Genomic DNA, 24839 nt, shown 5'->3' with positions numbered 1-24839 from the left:
TTCAGCACTAAATGTTTTTCTGGTTGTTGCTCTCATGTATTCACCTAAAGTCATCTACGAGGCAATAATATCACCTCTATTTAGGTGGCCAAAATTAGTGTGCCACTACACTGACAGGATAAGAAAACCAAGAGATGAGATGTAAAGAGAGGTAAGCCGAAACGGATAAAGCAATAATGAGTTAAACCACTACAGACTAAAAATAAAAAAGCCCTGCAATTGCTTGCAGGGCTTATCTATATGGTGCGCGTGGAAGGAGTCGAACCTCCGACCGCCTGGTTCGTAGCCAGGTACTCTATCCAGCTGAGCTACACGCGCAAACTCGTTTTTGTACTTCTAACAGTTCCAATCAAGATTGAGTCTAGGATAAGCACTTTTATCTCGCAACTTTATTCTATTCCCCTCGACTAAGAGAATAGAATGGCGGAGAAGGAGGGATTCGAACCCTCGATGGGAGTTAAAGCCCATACTCCCTTAGCAGGGGAGCGCCTTCGGCCACTCGGCCACCTCTCCGCGTTTAACGCTTTAAATCAACAAGACGTGTCTCGTTAACTATATTGGTGCGCGTGGAAGGAGTCGAACCTCCGACCGCCTGGTTCGTAGCCAGGTACTCTATCCAGCTGAGCTACACGCGCATGTTAAACGGTAAAACACTAATTTAATTGAAACAATCGCAATCATATTAGCTTAAATTGGTGCGCGTGGAAGGAGTCGAACCTCCGACCGCCTGGTTCGTAGCCAGGTACTCTATCCAGCTGAGCTACACGCGCATTTAAAACGGTAAACATTAATACGACCGAAATCATATTAATCTAAATTGGTGCGCGTGGAAGGAGTCGAACCTCCGACCGCCTGGTTCGTAGCCAAGTACTCTATCCAGCTGAGCTACACGCGCATTTTAACATTTTGCTATAAGCAATTATCTACAAAATTTCTAACTGAAATTCAAAACTGATGAGTTAAAGATTAACTAATGCAGAGATGGTGCGCGTGGAAGGAGTCGAACCTCCGACCGCCTGGTTCGTAGCCAGGTACTCTATCCAGCTGAGCTACACGCGCGACTTGTATTTAAATTTACTTTTTCAATAAAAATGGTGCGCGTGGAAGGAGTCGAACCTCCGACCGCCTGGTTCGTAGCCAGGTACTCTATCCAGCTGAGCTACACGCGCACTGTTTTTTTATCGGTAAGAAATGGCGGAGAAGGAGGGATTCGAACCCTCGATGGGAGTTAAAGCCCATACTCCCTTAGCAGGGGAGCGCCTTCGGCCACTCGGCCACCTCTCCGTTTTCTTGGCGCACATATTACTGTTTGACGAAAATAAGTCAAACCCTTTTTCCGAAACAGATTCCATTTGAACTGTTTTTAATCACATTGCTGTTATATCAAGCCAATGTATTGATTTGCGCCAATCTTTCGGTCTAAAAAATAAAAAAGCCAGTTAAAAAACTGACTCTTCTGTTACCGTAATACTCTTGCCAAGACAAGGTACTAAAAGTTACCACCTTCCGATGGTGTACCTGATTTTTCAGATTGAATGCGTTGGTAGATTTCTTCACGGTGAACAGAAACCTCTTTTGGTGCATTCACACCAATACGCACTTGATTGCCTTTTACCCCTAGCACTGTAACTGTGACTTCATCACCAATCATCAGTGTTTCGCCAACACGACGAGTCAAAATCAGCATTCGATAGCTCCTTTATTTCTTAATTCAGCTTACACACGGCACTCATCCGGTAGATGGGCTTATTATAAGGTCAGCTTAGTACAAATTAATAGTATTCAATACTCAAACGGTTATTTAATTACACCTTATTTAGCTCGAAAGCGTGATGTAACGCCCGAACCGCCTTGTGTAAGTCCCTTTCATCGATAACGGTTGACAATTTACTCTCTGACGTCGTGAGTAACTTAGCATGAATAGTTTCATTACCCAAGACTTCTAACATCTTAGTCAATAATCCCATTTTTGCCTGTAAACCTTTGCCAACTAAAGATACTTTTGCACGTTGCCGTTCGATAATCAATGGTCCGAGAGCAAGGCTTTCGCTTAAGCCTTCGAGCTCATTAAGCAGAGTATCAACCTTAGCTTCAGCGAGCATAAAACTGACTCGACCCGAAGGATCATCCTCGTGGATCCTCAATGGGGAAATAAATTCCACATCGATTTCCAATCGCGTTAAGCAGCCTAACAGCGCTTGATAACGTTCACTGGTGGTAAACAGCCCTTCAATCGTCAGCGTTGCCAGCGCCTTATTAATCGCAATACCTTGGACTAACGAGGCAATAGTGAGTTCAGACTCGTCGCCAAATTGGATTAACGTCCCCTGCCCAGCTTCAAAGCTCGACAAGACTCGCAACGGCACACGAAAACGCTCGGCGTATTCAACAGAATCGGGATGCAGTACTTTAGCGCCTAACTTTGCCATTTCGAGCATCACATCAAACCCAATCACATCGAGACGACGTGCACTGCTATCGATATTCGGATCTGTGGTAAATACGCCCGCCACATCAGTAAAAATCTGGCATTCATCGGCTTCTAACGCCGCCGCTAAGGCTACAGCAGTGGTATCTGAACCACCGCGCCCTAAGGTTGTGACTTCGCCTTGAGGATCGATGCCTTGAAACCCTGCGACGATCGGCACAACACCGTCGGCTAACAGGGATTGCAAATACTCAGTATCCACCCGCTCGATGCTGGCACGGCCAAATTGACTGTTCGTATGAATTTGTACCTGATCGCCCGTAAGGGATTTCGCCTTAATACCGCGGCGCTGTAGCGCCATCGACATCAAGGCAATGCTCACTTGCTCACCCGTTGACACTAACATGTCTAATTCGCGCGCCGAGGCCCGCGGATTAATTTGTGCTGCCAGTGCAAATAGGCGATTAGTCTCACCTGCCATTGCAGATAAGACTAAGACTTGCTGCTCACCATTGTGAGCTGACTTTGTAATCTGCTCAGCGACCGCTTCGATACGTTCAATAGAACCCACCGAAGTGCCGCCGAACTTTTTCACAAAAAGCTTGCTACCACTAAGCTTTCGTTTTTGGGGCACAGCAACCTCTTAAGCTAGACGCTCAGTAATCCAAGGTAATACTTGAGCCAATGCCGCATCCAGATTTTCTGGCTGGCTACCGCCCGCTTGAGCCATATCAGGACGACCGCCGCCTTTACCGCCCACTTGTGCAGCGACCATAGCGACTAGCTCACCCGCTTTGACTTTGCCGATCAGATCGTTACTCACACCGGCGATCAGGTTAACTTTCCCTTCCTGCGCAGTGCCAAGAACGATAATGGCCGATTTCAATTTTTGTTTTAATTCATCTTGTAGACCGCGTAATGAGCTTGCCTCAACGCCGTCTAACTTTTTGATCAGTACGTTAACGCCATTAACCACAACGGCATCGCCCACTAAATCAGCACTGGCTGCAGCCGCGAGTTTATCTTTCAACTGCGCCATTTCTTTTTCGAGTTGCTTCATCTTATCGAGCTGGGCTTTTAACTTAGCGACAACTGAGTTGGCATCGCCTTTCAATAAGGCTGCAGCTTCTTCCAGTTCAGCTTGTTGCTGCGCCACATAGGCCATAGCCGCAGCGCCAGTAACGGCTTCGATACGACGTACACCCGCAGCAATGCCCGCTTCAGAGGTGATTTTGAATAAGCCAATATCGCCCGTGCGGCCCACATGGGTACCACCACATAATTCGATAGAGAAATCGCCCATAGTCACAACACGCACTTGTGAGTCATATTTCTCACCAAAGAGCGCCATTGCGCCTTTCTCTTTGGCTTCATCTATGCCCATTTCAGCGGTTTTTAGCTCATGGTTACGACGAATTTGAGTGTTAACTAATTCTTCAACTTCTTTTAATTCCGTCGCTTTTACGCCTTCGAAATGGGAGAAGTCAAAACGCAAACGCTCAGGATCAACCAATGAACCTTTTTGCGAAACGTGAGTACCGAGCACTTGACGCAGTGCGGCATGCAGTAAATGCGTAACAGAATGGTTTAACTGAGTACGGTGACGCAGTTTTTTGTCGACTTTTGCTTCAACAACTTGGCCAACACTCAAGTTACCTGTAGCTAAAACACCTTGATGGCCCGTTGCTTGACCGTACTTTTGCGTGTCGTTAACGGTAAATTCAACACCGCTCGCAACCAGTTGGCCTTTATCGCCCACTTGACCGCCTGATTCGGCGTAGAAAGGTGTCACGTCGAGCACGACAACGGCTTCATCACCCGCTTTGATAGCCGTCACTGATTCACCGTTTTGATAAATCGCGGTGACCTTAGCTTGGCCCGCTAATTCGGTATAACCACTGAATGCGGTTTCAGCATCGATTTTCAGTGCCGCGTTATAATCTGCACCAAAGTTACCGGCAGCTTGGGCGCGGCTACGTTGTTCAGCCATAGCGACTTCGAAACCTGCTTCATCGACAATGATGTTGCGCTCACGGCAGACGTCAGCGGTCAAATCCATTGGGAAGCCATAGGTGTCATACAGCTTAAATACCGTTTCACCGTCTAAGGTGTCACCTTTTAACTCGTTTAAGGCCGCATCTAAAATGCCTAAACCACGTTCAAGCGTACGGGCAAATTGCTCTTCTTCCGCTTTCAGTGCTTTTTCAACAATCGCTTGAGTCTCAGCTAACCCTTTGGCCGCATCGCCCATCACCGCAATCAAAGACGGAACCAGCTTATAGAAGAAAGCTTCGGTCGCGCCTAACTTGTTACCATGGCGAACGGCGCGACGAATAATGCGGCGCAGCACATAACCGCGGCCTTCGTTCGACGGCATAACACCATCGGCAATAAGGAATGCACATGAACGGATATGGTCGGCAATGACGCGCAGTGACTTCTCGGTTAAATCGCTTACGCCGATGATTTCTGCCGCTTTAGCGATCAACGTACGGAATATGTCGATTTCGTAGTTAGAATGTACGCCTTGCATAATCGCGGCAATACGCTCAATCCCCATGCCGGTATCAACCGATGGCTTAGGCAAAGGCAACATTTCACCCGATGCTTGACGGTTGTACTGCATGAACACTATGTTCCAAATTTCGATGAAACGGTCGCCATCTTCTTCAGGACTGCCAGGACGGCCGCCCCAAATATGGTCGCCATGGTCATAGAAAATCTCAGAACATGGGCCGCAAGGACCGGTATCACCCATTTGCCAGAAGTTATCTGACGCATAAGCAGCACCTTTGTTGTCGCCGATACGGATAATGTTCTCGGCAGCAACACCAATCTTTTTATTCCAGATTTCAAAGGCTTCATCATCTGTTTGATAAATAGTGACACACAGACGTTCTTTCGGCAGCTTTAAAGTTTCAGTTAAGAAAGTCCAGCCAAAGCGAATCGCTTCTTCTTTGAAATAATCACCAAAACTGAAGTTACCCAGCATTTCGAAAAAGGTGTGATGACGTGCTGTATAACCGACGTTATCTAAATCGTTATGCTTACCACCGGCGCGTACACAACGTTGAGCAGTGGTCGCACGCGTATAATTGCGTTTGTCCATGCCAAGAAACACGTCCTTGAACTGGTTCATGCCTGCATTGGTAAATAAAAGTGTGGGATCGTTGCCTGGCACTAATGAACTACTGTCCACAACTTGATGACCATTGCTGCGGAAAAATTCGAGGAAAGCGCTTCTAAGCTCTGCTGTAGTTTGATACATGAAATCATCCTGAATTGGGTAAGCATTACCAGCTACGCCTTAGGCTAGCCGTATTTCTATTTGCCCAGCATTATAAGCAGACTGAGGAAGGACGACCAGCCTTGATTGGTGATATGCACATCAGGAATTTAATATTTTAGCGTGAATCGCCCACATAAGAGTGGCTAGAGGCCAAACAGCAATAATAAAGGACGATGACAGACTCTGCGGGTTGGGTGCAAAAAGTACAGTATTTGAGCAAGTGGGTAAAGTGTCGGGTACGAAAGCAACAAAGCCCATTTGATGACATTTTAGAGGAGATTTTCTGAGGACTTGTTAAAAGGAGCTTTTACAGTCTTAAGATTACATCGCAATCGATGAGTTGAGGCGATTAATAATCGTCGTCGAGATCATTGGGATCGGAATCTAACGCATAAGTGATTTGATCGTAGCTAAAGCCTTGGCCCATTAAAAACCGCACTCGTTTGGCCTTTTCCTTCGCGATGAGATCCCGGGCTTTAGAGCCCTTCACTTCTGTTACGCGGGGAATTCCATATTTTTTAGTGGCTTTATCTTTTGCTAGCTCAAACCAGTCACAATCACTATTGGTTATCGCCGCTTCAATGCAATCTTTAGACAGGCCTTTTTGCGCTATCGCTTGGCGAATGCGGATGGCACCGTGACCTCGACTAATGTGGCTACGGACCAACAGTTCAGCATAGCGATTATCATTGATAAAACCGGAGGATTCACATGCATCGAGCACAGGTTCGATATCGTTAAGTTCGAAGCCTTTTTCGAGCAATTTATCGCGGATTTGTAAGCGGGAATAATCGCGGCGCGCTAACAGCGCGACCGCAATTTGACGGGCTGACTGACTCAGAATACTTCGCCTGTTTCTAAATCAACATTATCTTCCGTGCTAGCATCATCTTTAGCAGCCAGTGCACTAGGATTGCTCAAAAGTAACTCACGTAATGTCTTGTCAATTTCAGTAGCAATGGCTGGGTTTTCAGTCAAATATTTACCCGCATTAGCACGGCCCTGACCGATTTTATCGCCTTTATAACTGTACCAAGCACCCGCTTTTTCAATCAACTTATGGGCTACGCCTAAGTCAACTAACTCACCAGTACGGTTGATACCTTGGCCATAAAGGATTTGAAATTCGGCTTGCTTGAACGGTGCTGCAACCTTGTTTTTCACCACTTTAACGCGTGTTTCGTTACCGACAACTTCATCGCCGTCTTTAATGGCACCAGTACGACGAATGTCTAAACGAACAGAAGCATAGAACTTCAGCGCGTTACCACCGGTTGTCGTTTCTGGGTTACCAAACATCACACCAATCTTCATCCGAATTTGGTTGATGAAGATAAGTAAGGTGTTAGATTGCTTTAAGTTACCCGCAAGTTTACGCATGGCTTGGCTCATCATACGTGCCGCTAGGCCCATGTGAGAATCACCAATTTCACCTTCGATTTCAGCTTTAGGCGTTAATGCCGCCACTGAGTCGACAACGATAACGTCAACAGCGCCAGAGCGAGTTAATGCATCACAAATCTCAAGCGCTTGCTCGCCGGTATCCGGTTGTGAACACAGCAGGTTATCAATATCTACACCTAATTTTTTAGCATAGATAGGGTCTAGTGCATGCTCAGCATCGATAAAGGCACAGGTTTTACCTTCACGTTGCGCTGCGGCAATCACTTCTAAAGTCAGTGTCGTTTTACCTGATGATTCAGGACCATAGATCTCAACGATACGACCCATTGGCAAACCGCCAGCGCCTAAAGCAACGTCCAGAGATAGAGAACCGGTAGAAATGGTCTCAACATCCATAGAGCGATCTTCACCCAGCTTCATGATGGAGCCTTTACCAAATTGTTTCTCAATTTGGATCAATACCGCAGCAAGTGCTTTCTCTTTATTTGGATCGACCTTCATTCCAGTTCCCTCATCAAGACAAGCCTTAAGCTGTCAAAAGTAATATTCAATTTACAAACGGGTAATTCAAAAAGCCGCGCTTTTTGTCTTAATTCTGCGGACTAGTATACTGTACAATCATACAGTATCAAGACCTATGGCTGAATTATTTTTAACTAATGGGATTTTTTAATATGGCTAAGGTTTTAGCGAATATCAAATCCGATATTGCATCCCTTTGACGAATATCCGTCATCAAGGGCTCAATTTTCGGTAAATTATTGCTAAGATTGGCGCAGCAAATTTTGCGTGGTCTTTTTAGCTGAAAATTGTACAGCAGTCTTCTGCTTCCATAGCGCTTAATCCCACATAACCACGGCAGTCACAACGGACGATAACGATTTAATGAATGTAATTGATACCGATGATTTAGAAAAACATACTCCTATGATGCGTCAGTACTTGACCATGAAAGCAGAACATCACGACATGTTACTGTTTTATCGCATGGGTGACTTCTACGAGTTGTTTTATGACGATGCTAAACGTGCTTCTGAGCTGTTAGGCATTTCACTCACGGCGCGCGGTAAAAGTGGTGGCGATCCTATCCCCATGGCGGGACTGCCTTACCATGCTGTGGAAGGCTATCTTGCGAAATTAGTTCAAATTGGTCAATCGGTTGCGATATGTGAACAAATTGGCGACCCAGCAACCTCTAAAGGTCCTGTTGAGCGTAAAGTGGTGCGTATCGTCACGCCTGGCACCTTAACCGACGAAGCCCTGCTGCAGGAACGCCAAGACAATCTATTGGCAGCGGTTTATCAAGGTAAAATCGGTTTTGGTTATGCCACTCTGGATGTTTCATCAGGACGTTTTGTGATTGCCGAGCTCGACACGCGAGAGTCATTAGAAGCTGAATTGCAACGCACTAATCCCGTTGAAATTCTCTACAGTGAAGACTTTGGCGAACTAGGTCTACTAAACGGTTTTAAAGGTAAACGTCGTCGCCCTGAATGGGAATTTGATTACGACACTAGCATCAAGTTACTGCTGGCTCAGTTTGGCACGAAAGACTTGCATGGTTTTGGTATCGCAGATGCACGTTTATCACTGCAGGCTGCGGGTTGCTTGATGCAATATGTCAAAGACACACAGCGCACAGCCCTACCCCATATCAATGCCATTACCCGCTTTAATCAAACCGATAGCATAGTGCTCGATGCGGCAACGCGCCGAAATCTAGAACTCACTCAAAACCTTGCCGGTGGTCGCGATAATACCTTAGCCGCAATATTGGATAACACGGCGACGCCTATGGGCAGCCGCATGTTGCAACGCTGGATCCATCAGCCGCTGCGAGATCCAAAACACATCAAAGCACGCCAACAGGCGGTGACTGAACTACTCGATACCGCCGCCCACGAAGGTTTGCATGAACAGTTAAAAGCACTTGGCGATATTGAACGTATCATGGCAAGACTCGCGCTGCGTACCGCTCGCCCAAGAGACTTTGCCCGTTTACGTCAAGCGCTGGGCTTACTACCTGAATTACAACAGAGTTTAAGCACACTGAGCGCGCCGTACACGACTCAATTACGGCAACACTTAGGTGAGTTCCCCGCTGAACAAGCCTTGCTTGAGCGCGCGATAGTCGATAATCCTCCCATGCTTATCCGCGATGGCGGAGTGATCCGTGAAGGCTACAACAGCGAATTAGATGAATGGCGCGGTCTTAGCGAAGGTGCGAGCGATTACTTAGTACAACTCGAAGCCAGAGAAAAAGAACGTACAGGTATCAACACACTTAAAGTCGGCTATAACCGTGTACACGGCTATTACATCGAAGTGAGTCGCTTGCAATCCTCGCAAGTGCCACTCAATTACCAACGACGTCAAACCCTTAAGAATATGGAGCGTTATATCACGCCCGAACTTAAGGAGTACGAAGAAAAAGTGCTCTCGAGCCAAGGTAAAGCACTGGCACTCGAAAAGCAGTTATGGGAACAATTATTTGATCTTATTCTGCCAAAATTACATGAATTACAAGCTTTTGCTCGAGCGGCGGCAGAACTTGATGTGTTAAGTAACTTTGCCGAACGCGCCGAAACCTTAGGCTACACTTGCCCAGAGCTGAGCCAAGATATCGGCGTACAGATAGAGGCTGGTCGTCATCCCGTGGTGGAGCGTGTGAGTCAAACACCGTTTATCGCTAACCCAGTCACCTTGCATAATCAAAGACGTATGTTGATTGTCACCGGACCTAACATGGGCGGTAAATCGACCTATATGCGCCAAGTCGCCTTGATCACGCTGATGGCCCACATTGGCTGTTTTGTGCCAGCAGATCGCGCACTGATCGGCCCTATCGATCGCATCTTTACCCGTATTGGCGCCTCCGACGATCTGGCCTCTGGCCGTTCAACCTTTATGGTAGAAATGACAGAAACCGCCAACATTCTGCACAACGCCACCGCCAGTAGCTTAGTGTTAATGGATGAAATCGGCCGCGGCACATCCACCTATGATGGTTTATCGCTTGCTTGGTCGGCGGCAGAGTATTTAGCCCAGCAAGTCGGCGCTATGACCCTATTCGCCACCCATTATTTTGAATTAACTCAGTTACCTGAATTAATGGCTGGTGTTTACAATGTGCACCTCGATGCCATTGAACACGACGATACCATCGCCTTTATGCATGCAGTGCAAGAAGGCGCCGCCAGTAAAAGCTACGGCTTACAAGTTGCGGCGCTTGCCGGCGTACCAAACAAAGTGATTAAAGCCGCTAAACATAAGTTGCAGCAATTGGAGAGTCGCGATCATCAAGCTGAAGGAACGAGGACGCCTATTCAAAGCTTACTCGCGTTACCTGAACCAGTTGAGAATCCAGCGTTAACGAAGTTAAGTAGCATTAATCCCGATAACTTAACGCCAAAGCAGGCACTTGATTTGCTCTATGAGCTGAAACGTCTGAGCTAAAGCTCTGTGAACGGGTGATATTCGCCAAGCGATATGATCAGCAATAAAGGATTAGAAACAACAACGCCCACTCTTTAGTGGGCGTTTTACTTTTATCGACTAGACCTAAGCACTAGACTAAATCACTAGACTAAATCACTAGACCTTAGCTAGGAGCTAGGCATAGAGATCAAAGAACAACTGATCTTAGCCTCTAGATTATTGGTTTCGAAATAATTAGTTTCTAAACAATGCTTCAACAGATAAACCTTGAGATCCTAATAAGTCACGTAAACGTTTCAATGCTTCCACTTGGATTTGACGTACACGTTCACGAGTCAAACCAATCTCAGCACCCACATCTTCGAGTGTAGAAGGTTCATAACCTAACAGACCAAAACGGCGGGCTAACACTTCTCTTTGTTTAGTGTTTAACTCATTGAGCCATTTGACCACTGAATTAGAAATATCTTCATCTTGCACTTTATAGTCAGGGCCAACGTTATCGTCATCGGCTAAAATATCCAGCAGCGCCTTGTCATTATCGCCCCCCAAAGGCGTATCGACAGAGGTGATTTTCTCATTCAGCTTAAGCATACGGCTGACATCAGCACTCGACACTTGTAGTTTTTCGGCAATTTCTTCAGCCGTTGGTTCGTGATCGAGTTTTTGTGCTAACTCGCGAGCGGTGCGCAAGTAAACATTGAGTTCTTTAACAACATGAATAGGTAATCGAATTGTACGAGTCTGATTCATAATGGCGCGCTCAATGGTCTGTCTGATCCACCAAGTCGCGTAGGTTGAAAAACGGAAACCTCTTTCTGGGTCAAACTTTTCAACGGCACGAATTAAGCCTAAGTTGCCTTCTTCGATAAGATCAAGCAGTGCTAAGCCGCGATTGTTGTAACGACGGGCAATCTTTACGACCAGACGTAAATTACTTTCGATCATGCGATTACGGGATTTTGCACAGCCTTTTAAGGCTTTACGGGAAAAGTAAACTTCTTCTTCTGCGCTAAGCAGTGGGGAAAAACCAATCTCACCAAGGTAAAGTTGAGTGGCATCAAGATTTTTTTGTAGGTCATCTTGAACCTGTTGTTCTATTCCTAGCTCTTGAACTAAATCGGATGCAACTTCTTCTTTTTCAAGATCGAAGTCAACAGTGTCTACGGATAAATCTACTAGTGCTTCTGCGGCAGTGCTTTTTATGCGGCTCATGATTAAATCTCCCAAACCTGATTAAACTACTGAATTAGTGCAATTTCCTATCCTCCATTTGCCAACAAGGCCCCAAGCAATCATTGTTTGGGTAAATAAGTAAGTGGGTTTACAGACTGTCCATGGTAACGAATTTCAAAATGTAACATTACCCGATTGGCACCTGTACTGCCCATTTTTGCAACTGTCTGCCCTGCGAGGACATGTTGCTTTTCTTTGACTAAGATCTTGTCCGTATGAGCATAAGCACTAAGGTAATCGTCACTATGTTTAATAATCACTAAATTACCGTAACCCCTAAGAGCACTTCCTGCGTATACCACCCGCCCATCTGCAGCAGCTTTGATGATATCTCCCCGATTCCCCGCGATCTTAATGCCTTTATTTCCCTGCTCATTGGCAGAGTAAGTCCCGATTAACTTCCCTCTTACTGGCCACTCCCACTGACTCACACTGGTTGGTAGTGTCGAAGTCGGTGGAACCATGATCGAGTTAACATTTTGTTGGGAACTTGTTACAAGGTACGCGGGCTTAGCTTTCTGATCAAGTGTTTTTTTCAGATCATTACTTGACTTAGCGCCGGTTTGAGAAACTTGATTATCTGTTTGTTTTTTATCATTTTTACTAGAATTATTACCCGAGGAGCTCGTTTTCCTTCCATCTAAAGTTGTAGATTTTGACTGACTACTCGACTTAGCATTCGTTAAATATAAAATCTGTCCGGGGTAAATTGTATAAGGGTTATCTAATTGATTAAGTTTAGCTATTTCAGAAAAATCCTTTCCTGCTCCCCAAGAAATAGAGTAAAGCGTGTCGCCTTTCTTAACTTTATATGAATTCGATTTAATGTGGCCTTTGTTATTTTTAGAGTAGCTATGGGAAATATTTTCGACGGGCGCGGGTCGGCTGGCCTGAAAGCTACAGCCTGCAAGCAGAAATATAAAGCAGAGGTTTAAGACTAAACCCGCATTCAACAATAAAAACTCCTTGGTGAGGCTGTATTACTGTTTATGATGAGAAAACAATGCCCTCGTTGCAAGACAAGCTGTTCAGTGGAGACAGTAGCACAACACAAGGTTAAGCTAACTCTCCATTAATCAAAGGGACAAATTTAACCGTTTCAATTGTTTCCGAACTGAAGCGGTCTGCAGTACGAGTGATTCGCATCAATTGCTGGGTATCTTCGCCGACTGGCAGAACTAACACTCCGCCCTCGGCTAATTGAGACAGTAAGGCCTCAGGTATAGTCGAAGCGGCAGCGGTCACCATAATGGCATCGAACGGGCTACGATTCGCCCAACCTAACCAGCCATCACCGTATTTAAACGACACATTATGCAAATCTAATCGTTTTAAGCGCTGTCTCGCTTGAATTTGTAAGCCTTTTATTCGCTCGATAGTACAAAGCTGCGGCACTAATTGCGCCAAAATTGCCGCCTGATAACCCGATCCCGTGCCCACTTCTAATACCCGCTGGGGCATCTTATGCAGTAAGAGTTCGGTCATACGGGCGACGATATAAGGCTGCGAGATGGTTTGCCCTTGGCCAATCGGTAAAGCGGTATTTTCATAGGCTTTATGGGCTAGCGCATTATCGAGAAACATTTCCCGCGGCGTATGCGATATCGCCTTTAACACGGCTTGATTGCGGATCCCCGCATCATGAAGCTTTTTAGCTAAGTTCACCGCCGATGTTAAGGCAACTCGAGTCATATTTTATCTACCCAATTTTGCAATGCCGTTAGTTGTCCGTAGGCAGTTAAATCAACCGTCAAAGGCGTAATTGACACATAGCCATTGGCGATAGCATGAAAATCAGTGCCCTCAGTGGCGTCCTGCTCTTGTCCTGGTGGGCCGAGCCAGAAGATCTCACGTCCAGCGGGATCTTGCGTTCGTACTATGCCTTCAGCCTTATGACGAGCGCCAAGGCGAGTCACTTTAATGCCTTTAATTTGATCAAGCGGCAAGTCTGGCACATTCACATTTAAAATCTGATCCTTTGCCAAAGGCTGGGCCAACAAGCCTTGAACTATCCGCCGAGCATAAACCGCTGCCGATTGATAATGTTCGAATTTTCGGCCATTGAGCGAAATCGCTACTGCAGGAAAACCTAAAAAGCGCCCTTCCATCGCGGCGGCGACAGTCCCCGAATACAAGGTATCATCGCCCATGTTCGCGCCCGCATTGATACCAGACACCACCATATCGGGTTCGCCATCGTACAATTCTCGGATAGCCAAATGCACACAATCAGTCGGTGTACCGTGAACAGAAATGTAACCGTTATCTAACCTATTAATTCTTAATGGATTAGTCAAGGTTAATGAATTGCTCGCACCAGAACAATTACGATCTGGCCCCACTGTCAGCACAGTCGCAATTTCGGTCAAGGCCTCAGTTAAGGCTTTGATCCCAGGAGCATTAACCCCGTCATCGTTGCTCACTAAGATGCGGATCATGACTCTGCTTCAGTGTTAGGCGCAGCTTCAGTCTTAGTTTCAATTGTATCAGCCGCTACGTTGGCATTCGTTGCCTCGGGTGCAGGCTCCTGCACCAGTGTCGCTTGCCATTGCTGCTCTTTAACATCTTGATAATTGACTAACTCTCTCAACAAGGAGGTGGCAAAACTGCCCGCAGGCAACACAAACTCCAGCACGAGACCATCGGCGGTTTGTTCGTATTTAAGGGCTTGGGGCTCAAGCAGTAACGGACGACGCTCTTGCTCTAATCCCGCATGTTCAAGGCCATAGCAATCGTCAGCCAACTCACTCATGGCCAAGGTTTCCACCGCAGCAGCTTCGCCTTGAGGCAGCATCATGCCGCGGCCCCATAATGGTGCTGATAGTTGAATGTCTTTTTCAATCAGACGTTTCAATACGATGAGATCCCATTCAGGCGTAACGAAGAAGCTTTTGCTGCCCGCCAACATCACACAATCACCCGCTAGCGGCTTAGTGCCATGGTTGGCTAAACGGTACGACACTACTGTGTTAAACAGATTTGAGCGCACCGCAGACAAATACATGCTGCGCTTATTTCTATCTTTGACTTTTTTACCCGCCATCATTTGGCGACCAAAAACTAAGTTTTTACCATCGTGACCAAAGCGTTGCTCACCAAAGTAATTGGGTACGCCCACTTGAGCGACCTTTTCGATACGGCTGATAATGTCTTCGACTTGGGTGACATTTCTCAGGGTAAGAATAAAACGGTTACCGACTAAAGCACCAATTCGCAGTTTTTTGCTGTGACGGCTGCTCGACAATATAGTCAAACGCTCGCTATTGAGATCTTTCCAAAGCGGCGTTTCTTTACCCGGAATACGCACACCGAACCATTGTTCTGTGATGGCATTTTTATCTTTTTGCCCAGCGTAGGTCACTTCCTTTGGATGCACCTTAGCGAACTTAGCGATCATTTCAGCGACTTGTACTGTATTTAGCCCTTCTTTGCGTACATGCAGCATGTGATGTTCACCTTCACCCGTTGGGCTAAAAGGTAAAATCTCTTTCACGATAAAATCGCTATTTTGGGTTCTTAAATCTGCTGTACCTAAAGGCTTGCCATACAGATAATGTAATTCGCTCATGGGACTTTTTTACTCTTAAGTTAATCGTGTTTACGGGTCATCAATACCACGGCTTCTACCGCAATACCTTCTTTACGCCCGGTAAATCCTAGCTGTTCAGTCGTGGTCGCTTTGACGTTAATGTCGTCAAGTTCCGAGGTTAAATCTGCGGCCAATATTTGGCGCATTGCCTCAATGTGCGGCGCCATTTTAGGGGCTTGCGCTATGATAGTGACGTCAAGATTACCCAGCACAAAGCCTTTCGCCCTCGCTAAAGCATAGCAATGACGCAGCAATACGCGGCTATCAGCACCTTTATAGGCGGCATCTGTGTCGGGGAAATGTTTACCTATGTCACCCAGCGCCATTGCGCCGAGAATCGCATCGGAAATCGCATGCAGTACCACATCACCATCTGAATGAGCGACTAGGCCAGTTTCATAGGGCACTTCGACGCCGCAAAGAATGAGGGGTCGTGCAGCACCAAATTTATGCACATCGAAACCATGGCCGATACGGATTTTCATTTAATATTCCTAACGTATTGTTTTATTTGGATTATGACTATTTTGCGGCACGCATTAAAAACAATTCGGCCAATCCCAAATCATCGGGATGCGTCACTTTTATATTGTCAGCACGGCCCGAAACGAGTCCGGGTGAAATGCCCGCCCATTCCATCGCCGAAGCCTCATCTGTCACGACCGCGCCTGCCGCCAGAGCGGCATTGAGGTAATCTTTTAGCTGCGCTGCCTGAAATAACTGCGGCGTCAGTGCATGCCATAAATTATCGCGGCAGACAGTGGCACTGATTTCGCCCTGTTTATTGGCGCGCTTCATGGTATCGCGCACTGGCATGGCCAAAATCGCGCCTTGGGGAAATTGCACTCTGGATGCGAGTAACTTGTCGATATCCGTCGCGGTTAAACAAGGTCTTGCCGCATCATGCACTAAGGCCCAACTCTGCTCGGGCGCAATTTGCAGCGCCGCCAACACAGAATCTGCGCGCTCACCGCCGCCTAATACTGTGGTCAATTTGGGATGCACGGCCTGTGGCAGGGTATTGAAGATATTATCATTCGGATGTAAGGCGACGATGACGTGGGAAATGTGCGGGTGAGACAACAGCTTATCTAAAGTATGGCCGAGAATACTCTGGCCGCACACTTCTAGATATTGTTTAGGTCTGTCGGCGCCCATGCGGCTACCAATGCCCGCAGCGGGAACGATAGCCACCACAGCTTGAGTGATAGGCTCAGCTTGGCGCTGCAATTCAGTTTGCATTACCGGCTCAGATTGACTGCCTGGATTGGATTGCTCGCTTAATCCAAGATCTAAATGTCCTAGCTCTGACATCCTAACTCCATATTACTGGGATGGACTCGATACTGAGCGATCACCACCCACGACGCGATAGAAGGTTTCACCTTCTTTGACCATGCCAAGTTCGTTACGCGCACGTTCTTCTATGGCTTCGGTACCACTTTTCAAATCGATGATTTCTTCCTTCAGCACTTGGTTACGCTCATTAAGTTTGGCGTTACCTTCTTGCTGCGCGGCAATTTGTTTTTGCAGGACGAAATATTCAGGAAGACTATTATCTCCCGACCAAAGACGAAATTGCAGTAAACCGAGTAGCACTATGAGTGCAATGACAAAAAATTTCATGGAGGAATTAGCGTCAGTATCTTGGATTAAAAAAATATACAGCAGATAGTACAACAAAAAAGGCCACCAAGTGGTGGCCTTTTTACATCAAAGTTTAAATTACGCCTGACCTTTGATCTCTTTCAAACCACGGTATGGCGCTTTTTCACCTAATTGCTCTTCGATGCGCAGCAATTGGTTGTACTTAGCAACACGGTCAGAACGACACAGTGAACCGGTTTTGATTTGGCCAGCAGCAGTACCTACGGCTAAGTCAGCAATGGTTGAATCTTCAGTTTCACCACTACGGTGTGAAATCACTGCTGTATAACCCGCTTCTTTCGCCATGCGAATGGCCGCTAAAGTCTCAGTCAATGAACCGATTTGGTTGAATTTGATAAGGATTGAGTTAGCAATACCGTTTTCGATACCACGGGTTAAGATTTTAGTGTTAGTAACGAATAAATCGTCGCCCACTAATTGGATCTTGTCGCCCATGATTTGAGTTTGGTAAGCCCAACCATCCCAATCTGATTCGTCTAAGCCGTCTTCGATAGACACGATTGGATATTGGTCAGCCAATGATTTTAAGAAATCAGAGAAACCGTTCGAGTCGAATACTTTGCCTTCGCCCGCTAAATCGTATTTACCGTCTTTATAGAATTCAGATGCGGCGCAATCTAGCGCTAAGGTTACATCCGTACCTAACTTGTAGCCAGCCAGTTCAACCGCTTCTTTGATAATGGCTAACGCATCAGCGTTTGAGGCTAAGTTAGGTGCAAAACCACCTTCATCACCCACAGAAGTGCTTAGACCTTTGTCGTGCAATACTTTTTTCAGCGTATGGAAGATTTCAGCGCCCATGCGCAGTGCTTCACGGAAGGTTTTCGCGCCAACTGGTTGCACCATGAATTCTTGGATATCAACGTTGTTATCCGCGTGCTCGCCACCGTTTAAGATGTTCATCATAGGCACAGGCATAGAATATTGGCCTGGCGTGCCGTTCAATTCAGCGATGTGCGCGTATAAAGGAATACCTTTAAATGCTGCAGCCGCTTTGGCAGCCGCTAAAGACACAGCCAGAATCGCGTTTGCGCCTAACTTGTCTTTGTTTTCTGTGCCGTCTAAGTCGATCATGATTTGATCAAGCTCAGCTTGTGCAGTGGCATCTTTGCCTAATAACGCAGTGCGGATTAAATCGTTTACATTGGCAACAGCCGTTAATACGCCTTTGCCTAAATAACGGCTTTTATCGCCATCACGTAATTCTAACGCTTCGCGGCTACCGGTAGATGCGCCAGAAGGCGCCGCAGCCATACCCACAAAACCACCTTCTAAATGCACTTCGGCTTCAACAGTTGGGTTACCACGAGAATCCATAATCTCGCGACCAATCACGTTAATAATCTTAGCCATAACACCCTCGATTTAAGTTTAAAGATAAAAGAAAAAACCAATACCTATGGGAATAAATGGAAGTCACATACCGCAGAAAATAACAAAATTCCATTTACGGTTTGCGTCCATACAGATGCAACTGATACGCATGCTGTTTATACCCAGAGGTATTAAATTCTTATGTTTCAAGTAGCGACGAGTGTAGCAAAAGGCCGGCCCCACTGTCGCGGGTCCGGCCTCAAATATTCTTACTTCAGATCACGTTTTTGATGCGCACTTGCCGCAGCAATAAACCCTTCGAACAATGGGTGACCATCGCGCGGAGTTGAGGTGAACTCAGGATGGAATTGACCTGCAACAAACCATGGGTGATCTTTTAATTCGATCATTTCCACCAGCTTACGATCAGAAGACAAACCGCTGAAGATCATGCCAGCTTGTTCTAAACGCTCTCTGTATTTGTTGTTCACTTCATAACGGTGACGGTGACGTTCTACACAGCTGTTGCCTTTGTAGGCTTGAGCCGCTTTAGAACCATCGAGTAAATGACACAATTGAGCGCCTAAACGCATAGTGCCACCTAAGTCAGACGCTTCATGGCGCTGCTCGACGTTACCTTCTTCGTCAATCCATTCAGTGATCAAACCCACGACTGGGAATGGTGTTTCTTTATTGAATTCAGTTGAATGTGCATCAGCCATGCCAGCAACATTACGCGCAAATTCAATCAGGGCAACTTGCATACCTAAACAAATACCGAAATACGGTAGATTGTTTTCACGGGCAAATTTTGCCGCCAGTATCTTACCTTCAACACCACGCTCGCCAAAACCGCCTGGTACTAAGATACCGTCTAAGCCCTGTAAGACTTCTTCGCCTTTGGCTTCTACGGTTTGTGAATCAATGTACTTGATGGTCACAGATACGCGGTTTTTAAGGCCAGCGTGTTTTAATGCTTCGTTAACTGACTTATATGCATCTGGCAGTTCAATGTATTTACCCACCATACCAATAACGACTTCGCCGTTTGGATTAGCTTCTTGATAAATCACATTTTCCCACTCAGACAGATCCGCTTCACGGCATTCTAAACCGAAACGCTTAACCACTAAGTCATCCAAACCTTGCGAACGTAACAAAGCTGGGATTTTATAAATACTATCAACATCTTTTAATGAAATAACCGCACGCTCTTCGACGTTACAGAACAGCGAGATTTTGGCTTTTTCATTAGCAGGAATCGCACGGTCACCACGGCAAACCAGCACATCTGGTGCAATACCGATAGAACGCAGCTCTTTCACTGAGTGTTGAGTTGGCTTAGTTTTCACTTCGCCTGCAGCACCTAAGAAAGGCACTAAGGTTAAATGCATGAACAGAGTACGATCACGACCCAGCTCAACGCCGAGCTGACGGATAGACTCTAGGAACGGCAAGGATTCGATATCACCCACAGTACCGCCGATTTCGACGATAGCCACATCATGGCCTTCGCCACCTGCTAATACTTTTTCTTTAATCGCATTAGTGATGTGTGGGATAACCTGAATGGTTGCGCCCAAATAATCGCCACGACGTTCTTTACGTAATACTTCTTCGTAAATACGACCGGTAGTGAAGTTGTTACGACGATTCATCTTAGTACGGATGAAGCGCTCGTAGTGACCCAAGTCGAGATCTGTTTCTGCACCGTCTTCAGTAACAAATACTTCGCCATGTTGGGTTGGGCTCATGGTACCCGGATCAACGTTAATGTAAGGGTCCAGTTTCATGATGGTTACATTGAGACCGCGGGCCTCTAAAATTGCAGCTAATGATGCTGCTGCAATGCCTTTACCTAGTGATGAAACAACGCCACCAGTAACGAAGATATACCTTGTAGTCATGCTGAACCTGAGAAAATGAGTTTGAAAATACGTGCTTGTAAGAAAGCACTAGGACGGGGCAGTAGTATACCAAAGGCGGCGCGATTCGACAAACACCAATCGGGATAATTTGCCGTTTATCTCGTCTCCGTCGCTTTTACTTGGTCCCAATAGGCATCGAGCTCCATTAATGTGTGCTCTTGCATGCTTTTACCGCTCTCACTCGCCAACTGTTCTACGCCGCGAAAACGGCGTTCAAATTTAAGGTTAGCTTGGCGCAACGCTTGCTCTGGGTCGACCTTAAGATGACGAGCTAGATTCACCACGGCAAATAGCAAGTCGCCCATTTCGGACTGCACTTTCGCTTGGTCTTGCTCAGTTTGATTCACTTCATGCAAAACTTCATCGATTTCTTCGTGGATTTTAGCGACCACGGGCTCAAGTTCGGCCCAATCGAAACCGACTCGCGCCACCCTCTGCTGAATTTTGATTGAGCGTGACAGCGCAGGTTGGGTACGCGGAATATTGTCTAACGCAGAAACCACAGCATCAGCTTGGGTTTCACCCGCCACTTGCTGGGCCTTTTGTTCGCGTTCAGTCGCTTTAATCGCCTCCCAATTGGCTTTCATCGCTTGGGCGCTATCGCCTATTTGCGGATTTTGCTCGCCAAACACATGGGGATGACGGCGCGTCAACTTGTCGCTGATTTTCTCAATCACAGTGGCAAAATCAAACAACCCCTGCTCTTTACCAAGCTGACAATAAAATACGATTTGAAATAATAAATCCCCAAGTTCATCGGGTAACTCATCCCAGGCTAAGCGCTCTATAGTATCGGCGACCTCATAGGCTTCTTCTAAGGTAAAAGGCACTATGGTTTGAAAGGTTTGTGCTTTATCCCAGGGGCAACCTGTTTGTGGGTCGCGCAGTTTTTCCATAATTTTAAGCAGCGGCTCAACATCTGTAGCTGAAAGGCCCGTTACAGAAAGTCCCGAGGTCGAAAATGAAGTTAATGGCTCTGTGTGGGAAGTCATGCTGATATCCTTAAAAGATGAATACTTAAACGGGCTAGTGCTGAGGATGAACAAAAAGAATACGCCTCAGCAGTGCTAGTTAATGAAAGGCTATAATAACGCGATGATAAGCGAGGTAACATAAAAGCGCTATTTTGATGCTGAGATCAGAGCTTAGGGTTCTTATTTAATAGATCTTATTTTAACTACAAGTGCATTCGCGCCATGTAGTGATGATATTCACCCCATGAGCAATAAACTGACGACTTAACGACCCTACAAATTCTCATCTATGTCCTGCATACAAGTATTTAGCGCAAGCCATCTTAAATGATAAGATACGCAGCAATATTTCAATGAAGCTAAAACTCACTGAGTGAAGACCTAACAATTTCGGCCTAACTATAAATGTGATGAATGCATGTAATAAATGCTCGTGATGAGCGCAGCGTGATGAATACGGTCATTCGATTTATTTGATTATGTTAGGTGTATTTCTATTCTGTCGCCCAAAATGGGGCGTACACCCTTATAGATTTGAGCATTACTGGAGACAAAATTCATGACAAACGCGAATGTGGATGCCACGCCGTTAACGACTAAGCCATCTCAAGATGGTTTCCACATGCCCGCCGAATGGGCAGCGCAGCAAGCGGTGTGGATGATTTGGCCACATCGTCCTGACAACTGGCGCTCTGCTGGGGCTTATGCTCAAGCGACCTTTGCTAAAGTGGCCGATGCCATTGGTGGAGCGACGCCCGTGTATATGGGTGTACCTAAAGCCTTTTTAGCTGAAGCTCAAAAAGTGATGCCGTCGCACGTCACTTTGGTTGAAATGGACAGTAACGATTGCTGGGCGCGTGACACTGGGCCAACCGTAGTCGTGAATGATAATGGCGAATGCCGTGGCGTTGACTGGGGCTTTAACGCTTGGGGCGGCCATAACGGTGGTTTGTACTTCCCATGGGATAAAGACGAACAAGTTGCACAGCAAATGCTTAAGCAACATGGATTTGCCCGTTACAGCGCGCCGCTGATCCTCGAAGGGGGTTCTATCCATGTTGACGGTGAAGGCACCTGTATGACGAGTGCCGAATGTTTACTCAACGCCAACCGCAACCCAGATCTGACGAAAGAACAGATTGAAGACTTACTGCGTGACTATTTGAATGTTAAGCAGTTTATCTGGTTGCAAGATGGTGTGTATATGGATGAGACCGATGGTCATATCGACAACATGTGCTGTTTTGCGCGCCCAGGCGAAGTGATTTTGCACTGGACTGATGATGAAACCGATCCCCAGTATCCGCGCTCAAAAGCTGCGCTAGATGTACTGCAAAATACCGTTGATGCACAAGGCCGTAAGTTAAAAATCCATCTATTGCCACAACCGGGTCCGCTGTATTGCACCGAAGAAGAATCACTGGGCGTGACCGAAGGCACTGGCGTGCCACGCACGGCAGGTGAGCGTTTAGCGGGTTCTTATGTGAACTTTTTAATCACCAATAAGCGTATCGTATTCCCACTGCTTGACCCTGCAACCGACGATATCGCCGCCCAAAAGCTGCAGGAAATTTTCCCCGAGTATGAGATTATCGGTGTGCCTGCCCGCGAAATCCTATTAGGTGGTGGCAATATCCATTGTATTACCCAACAGATCCCCTCTGGAAAGTAAGTCAACCTAAGGAGAACACTATGACCATTGATGTCACTGTTGTTGCAACACAATTGGCTTTCTGCGGGAGGGCGTAAGATGTTTGAAGTCACTGAAGTTTCTATTGCCGAGCTGCGTGCAGCACTCGAATCCGGCCGCACCACAGCAGTGGAGTTGGTGAAGTCTTATCTCGCACGGGTTGAGGCGTATGACGGCCCAGCTACGCAGACCAAGCTTAATGCGTTAGTGGTCCACAATCCCGATGCGCTCAAAGAAGCTGAGGCGTCAGATGCTCGCCGCGCCCGTGGTGAAACACTGAGCCCACTTGAGGGTATTCCTTATACCGCCAAGGATAGCTATTTGGTGAAGGGACTGACGGCGGCGTCTGGCAGCCCAGCCTTTAAGGATTTAGTGGCCCAGTACGATGCCTTCGCCGTTGAGCGCCTACGCGCCGCGGGTGCCATATGCTTAGGCAAAACCAATATGCCACCTATGGCCAATGGAGGTATGCAGCGTGGTCACTATGGCCGCGCTGAAAGCCCATACAATGCTGAGTATCTTACTGCACCATTCGCTTCGGGCTCTTCCAATGGCGCTGGCACGGGCACAGCGGCGAGCTACTCATCATTTGGCCTTGCCGAAGAGACTTGGTCGAGTGGCCGTGGTCCGGCATCGAACAACGGTTTGTGTGCCTATACGCCGTCACGGGGCGTGATTTCCGTGCGCGGTAACTGGCCGTTAACGCCGACCATGGATGTCGTCGTGCCTTACACTCGCACTATGGCAGACATGCTCGAAGTGTTGGATGTCATTGTGGCCGATGACCCAATTACCCGTGGCGACCTCTGGCGTCTACAACCTTGGGTTCAAATCCCTAAAGCATCAACTGTCCGTCCAGCATCTTATCTGGAGCTTGCCGCTCAAGCAGACACACTTAAAGGTAAGCGTTTTGGTGTGCCGCGCATGTACATCAATAAGGATGAATTGGCGGGAACCAGCGAAAACCCAGGTATCGGTGGCCCAACGGGCCAACGTATCCACACTCGCCAATCGGTTATCGATTTGTGGGAAGCGGCTCGTAAAGCCTTAGAAGCTGCCGGCGCCGAAGTGATTGAAGTCGATTTTCCGCTGGTTTCCAATTGTGAAGGCGACCGCCCTGGCGCGCCGACCGTGTTTAACCGTGGCATAGTCACGCCTCAGTTCCTCAATGATGAATTATGGGAACTCTCGGGTTGGGCATTCGATGAATTCCTGCGTGCTAACAATGACCCTAAACTCAACAAACTTGCTGATGTTGTTGGGCATTTGATTTTCCCCCACGACTTAGGCACCTTGCCAAACCGTGAAGGTGACTTAGCGGCAGGCATGGAAGAGTACGTCAACATGGCTAAGCGTGGTCTTAAATCCTATGACCAGATCGACAGTATTCCCGATGGTCTGCGTGGCTTAGAGAAGACGCGTAAGCTAGATCTCGAAGACTGGATGGACGGGCTAAAGCTGGATGCAGTGCTGTTCCCAACCGTGGCAGATGTCGGCCCAGCCGATGCCCATGTGAATCCGGCTTCTGCCGATATAGCTTGGAGCAACGGAGTTTGGGTCGCTAACGGTAACCTCGCGATTCGTCACTTAGGGGTACCGACTGTGACTGTGCCTATGGGCGTGATGGCCGATATTGGTATGCCAGTGGGGTTAACCTTCGCGGGCCGTGCCTATGACGATAATAACCTGCTTAAATTTGCAGGTGCATTTGAGTCGACAGGTGAAAGGCGCATGATCCCGCCACGCACGCCAAAGCTTGGTGAATAAGCGCCAAGACAATACATAAACCTAAGCACTAACTGTAAGCATTAAATGTAAGCACTAAATGTAAGCACTAAATGTAAGCACTAAATGCATGAGCTTAGAAATAAAAACGGGATT

Annotated in this window: 19 protein-coding genes and 8 tRNA genes; 3 read left to right on the top strand and 24 right to left on the bottom strand. The window is 46.9% G+C overall.

The genetic code is table 11. The features are described from left to right. Window positions 1–241: 241 nt before the first annotated feature. The 13 genes from KV201_RS13805 to recA all read right to left on the bottom strand — a co-directional run bounded on the left by KV201_RS13805 (window position 242) and on the right by recA (window position 7622). Window positions 242–318, bottom strand: a tRNA-Arg gene (locus KV201_RS13805). A gap of 103 nt (window positions 319–421) precedes the next feature. Then, window positions 422–513 (bottom strand) — tRNA-Ser (locus KV201_RS13800). 45 nt (window positions 514–558) lie between these two features. Continuing rightward, window positions 559–635 (bottom strand) — tRNA-Arg (locus tag KV201_RS13795). A gap of 58 nt (window positions 636–693) precedes the next feature. After that, window positions 694–770, bottom strand: a tRNA-Arg gene (locus tag KV201_RS13790). Between the two features lie 48 nt (window positions 771–818). Next, window positions 819–895 (bottom strand) — tRNA-Arg (locus KV201_RS13785). Between the two features lie 87 nt (window positions 896–982). After that, a tRNA-Arg gene (locus tag KV201_RS13780) sits at window positions 983–1059 on the bottom strand. Between the two features lie 33 nt (window positions 1060–1092). Next, window positions 1093–1169 (bottom strand) — tRNA-Arg (locus KV201_RS13775). 23 nt (window positions 1170–1192) lie between these two features. Then, window positions 1193–1284 (bottom strand) — tRNA-Ser (locus tag KV201_RS13770). A 205-nt stretch (window positions 1285–1489) separates the two neighbouring features. After that, the gene (csrA, locus tag KV201_RS13765) at window positions 1490–1687 is read right to left on the bottom strand and encodes a carbon storage regulator CsrA (RefSeq protein ID WP_006082602.1); all 198 of its coding nucleotides are present in this window, start codon (window positions 1685–1687) and stop codon (window positions 1490–1492) included. 118 nt (window positions 1688–1805) lie between these two features. Beyond that, entirely contained in the window at window positions 1806–3062 is a 1257-nt protein-coding gene (locus tag KV201_RS13760; protein WP_006082603.1) for an aspartate kinase, read from the bottom strand. Between the two features lie 9 nt (window positions 3063–3071). Further along, window positions 3072–5696 (bottom strand): alanine--tRNA ligase, encoded by a 2625-nt coding sequence (alaS, locus tag KV201_RS13755; protein ID WP_226059653.1) that lies wholly within the window; start codon window positions 5694–5696, stop codon window positions 3072–3074. Between the two features lie 370 nt (window positions 5697–6066). Next, complete coding sequence (locus tag KV201_RS13750; RefSeq protein WP_006082605.1) at window positions 6067–6480, bottom strand: regulatory protein RecX; 414 nt, start codon at window positions 6478–6480, stop codon at window positions 6067–6069. Between the two features lie 74 nt (window positions 6481–6554). Continuing rightward, window positions 6555–7622, bottom strand: a complete 1068-nt coding sequence (gene recA, locus KV201_RS13745) for a recombinase RecA (protein WP_006082606.1) — start codon at window positions 7620–7622, stop codon at window positions 6555–6557. Window positions 7623–8006: 384 nt separating this feature from the next. Between recA and mutS the strand changes: the two genes are divergently transcribed. Further along, window positions 8007–10577, top strand: a complete 2571-nt coding sequence (mutS, locus tag KV201_RS13740; protein ID WP_226059652.1) for a DNA mismatch repair protein MutS — start codon at window positions 8007–8009, stop codon at window positions 10575–10577. Between the two features lie 216 nt (window positions 10578–10793). On the opposite strand, the gene rpoS is transcribed toward mutS, so the two are convergent. The 11 genes from rpoS to mazG all read right to left on the bottom strand — a co-directional run bounded on the left by rpoS (window position 10794) and on the right by mazG (window position 21286). Next, complete coding sequence (gene rpoS, locus KV201_RS13735; RefSeq protein WP_006086853.1) at window positions 10794–11774, bottom strand: RNA polymerase sigma factor RpoS; 981 nt, start codon at window positions 11772–11774, stop codon at window positions 10794–10796. A gap of 80 nt (window positions 11775–11854) precedes the next feature. Next, window positions 11855–12751, bottom strand: coding sequence for a peptidoglycan DD-metalloendopeptidase family protein (locus KV201_RS13730; protein WP_226059651.1), 897 nt, complete (start codon window positions 12749–12751; stop codon window positions 11855–11857). Between the two features lie 100 nt (window positions 12752–12851). After that, a complete protein-coding gene (locus KV201_RS13725; RefSeq protein ID WP_006082610.1) occupies window positions 12852–13487 on the bottom strand; it encodes a protein-L-isoaspartate(D-aspartate) O-methyltransferase in 636 nt (211 codons plus the stop codon). Next, window positions 13484–14233: a 5'/3'-nucleotidase SurE gene (surE, locus tag KV201_RS13720; RefSeq protein ID WP_006086855.1), complete on the bottom strand. Its 750-nt coding sequence runs from the start codon at window positions 14231–14233 to the stop codon at window positions 13484–13486. The genes KV201_RS13725 and surE overlap by 4 nt, the downstream gene beginning before the upstream one ends. Continuing rightward, on the bottom strand, window positions 14230–15363 hold the full coding sequence (gene truD / locus KV201_RS13715; RefSeq protein WP_063882520.1) for a tRNA pseudouridine(13) synthase TruD: 1134 nt from the start codon (window positions 15361–15363) through the stop codon (window positions 14230–14232). The genes surE and truD overlap by 4 nt, the downstream gene beginning before the upstream one ends. A gap of 20 nt (window positions 15364–15383) precedes the next feature. Beyond that, window positions 15384–15869 (bottom strand): 2-C-methyl-D-erythritol 2,4-cyclodiphosphate synthase, encoded by a 486-nt coding sequence (gene ispF / locus KV201_RS13710; protein ID WP_226059650.1) that lies wholly within the window; start codon window positions 15867–15869, stop codon window positions 15384–15386. Window positions 15870–15906: 37 nt separating this feature from the next. Then, window positions 15907–16698 (bottom strand): 2-C-methyl-D-erythritol 4-phosphate cytidylyltransferase, encoded by a 792-nt coding sequence (ispD, locus tag KV201_RS13705; protein WP_226059649.1) that lies wholly within the window; start codon window positions 16696–16698, stop codon window positions 15907–15909. Between the two features lie 12 nt (window positions 16699–16710). Further along, window positions 16711–17010, bottom strand: a complete 300-nt coding sequence (gene ftsB, locus KV201_RS13700; RefSeq protein WP_086010657.1) for a cell division protein FtsB — start codon at window positions 17008–17010, stop codon at window positions 16711–16713. A 99-nt stretch (window positions 17011–17109) separates the two neighbouring features. Then, window positions 17110–18405 (bottom strand): phosphopyruvate hydratase, encoded by a 1296-nt coding sequence (gene eno, locus KV201_RS13695; RefSeq protein ID WP_006082616.1) that lies wholly within the window; start codon window positions 18403–18405, stop codon window positions 17110–17112. A gap of 230 nt (window positions 18406–18635) precedes the next feature. Continuing rightward, a complete protein-coding gene (locus KV201_RS13690; RefSeq protein WP_006082617.1) occupies window positions 18636–20273 on the bottom strand; it encodes a CTP synthase in 1638 nt (545 codons plus the stop codon). A 116-nt stretch (window positions 20274–20389) separates the two neighbouring features. After that, window positions 20390–21286, bottom strand: coding sequence for a nucleoside triphosphate pyrophosphohydrolase (gene mazG, locus KV201_RS13685; protein ID WP_226059648.1), 897 nt, complete (start codon window positions 21284–21286; stop codon window positions 20390–20392). A gap of 541 nt (window positions 21287–21827) precedes the next feature. Here mazG and aguA point away from each other — a divergent pair. Together aguA and KV201_RS13675 are read left to right on the top strand one after the other, a co-directional pair. Further along, window positions 21828–22940: an agmatine deiminase gene (gene aguA / locus KV201_RS13680; protein ID WP_226059647.1), complete on the top strand. Its 1113-nt coding sequence runs from the start codon at window positions 21828–21830 to the stop codon at window positions 22938–22940. 78 nt (window positions 22941–23018) lie between these two features. Next, a complete protein-coding gene (locus KV201_RS13675) occupies window positions 23019–24725 on the top strand; it encodes an amidase (protein WP_226059656.1) in 1707 nt (568 codons plus the stop codon). The last annotated feature ends 114 nt before the right edge of the window (window positions 24726–24839 follow it).

The sequence above is a fragment of the Shewanella sp. SR1 genome (genome assembly GCF_020447145.1).
Lineage (GTDB): Bacteria > Pseudomonadota > Gammaproteobacteria > Enterobacterales > Shewanellaceae > Shewanella > Shewanella baltica.
The sequence above is the reverse complement of the archived record's forward strand: the minus strand, read 5'-3'. Positions and strand labels throughout refer to the sequence as shown.

Bases quoted from the DNA above. Each gene is read 5' to 3' on its own strand.
- csrA (WP_006082602.1), bottom strand. From the start codon at position 1,687: ATGCTGATTTTGACTCGTCGTGTTGGCGAAACACTGATGATTGGTGAT.
- ispF (WP_226059650.1), bottom strand. From the start codon at position 15,869: ATGAAAATCCGTATCGGCCATGGTTTCGATGTGCATAAATTTGGTGCT.
- mazG (WP_226059648.1), bottom strand. From the start codon at position 21,286: ATGACTTCCCACACAGAGCCATTAACTTCATTTTCGACCTCGGGACTT.
- recA (WP_006082606.1), bottom strand. From the start codon at position 7,622: ATGAAGGTCGATCCAAATAAAGAGAAAGCACTTGCTGCGGTATTGATC.
- KV201_RS13725 (WP_006082610.1), bottom strand. From the start codon at position 13,487: ATGACTCGAGTTGCCTTAACATCGGCGGTGAACTTAGCTAAAAAGCTT.
- rpoS (WP_006086853.1), bottom strand. From the start codon at position 11,774: ATGAGCCGCATAAAAAGCACTGCCGCAGAAGCACTAGTAGATTTATCC.
- eno (WP_006082616.1), bottom strand. From the start codon at position 18,405: ATGGCTAAGATTATTAACGTGATTGGTCGCGAGATTATGGATTCTCGT.
- KV201_RS13675 (WP_226059656.1), top strand. From the start codon at position 23,019: ATGTTTGAAGTCACTGAAGTTTCTATTGCCGAGCTGCGTGCAGCACTC.
- ispD (WP_226059649.1), bottom strand. From the start codon at position 16,698: ATGTCAGAGCTAGGACATTTAGATCTTGGATTAAGCGAGCAATCCAAT.
- mutS (WP_226059652.1), top strand. From the start codon at position 8,007: ATGAATGTAATTGATACCGATGATTTAGAAAAACATACTCCTATGATG.
- alaS (WP_226059653.1), bottom strand. From the start codon at position 5,696: ATGTATCAAACTACAGCAGAGCTTAGAAGCGCTTTCCTCGAATTTTTC.
- aguA (WP_226059647.1), top strand. From the start codon at position 21,828: ATGACAAACGCGAATGTGGATGCCACGCCGTTAACGACTAAGCCATCT.
- truD (WP_063882520.1), bottom strand. From the start codon at position 15,363: ATGAGCGAATTACATTATCTGTATGGCAAGCCTTTAGGTACAGCAGAT.
- ftsB (WP_086010657.1), bottom strand. From the start codon at position 17,010: ATGAAATTTTTTGTCATTGCACTCATAGTGCTACTCGGTTTACTGCAA.
- surE (WP_006086855.1), bottom strand. From the start codon at position 14,233: ATGATCCGCATCTTAGTGAGCAACGATGACGGGGTTAATGCTCCTGGG.
- KV201_RS13690 (WP_006082617.1), bottom strand. From the start codon at position 20,273: ATGACTACAAGGTATATCTTCGTTACTGGTGGCGTTGTTTCATCACTA.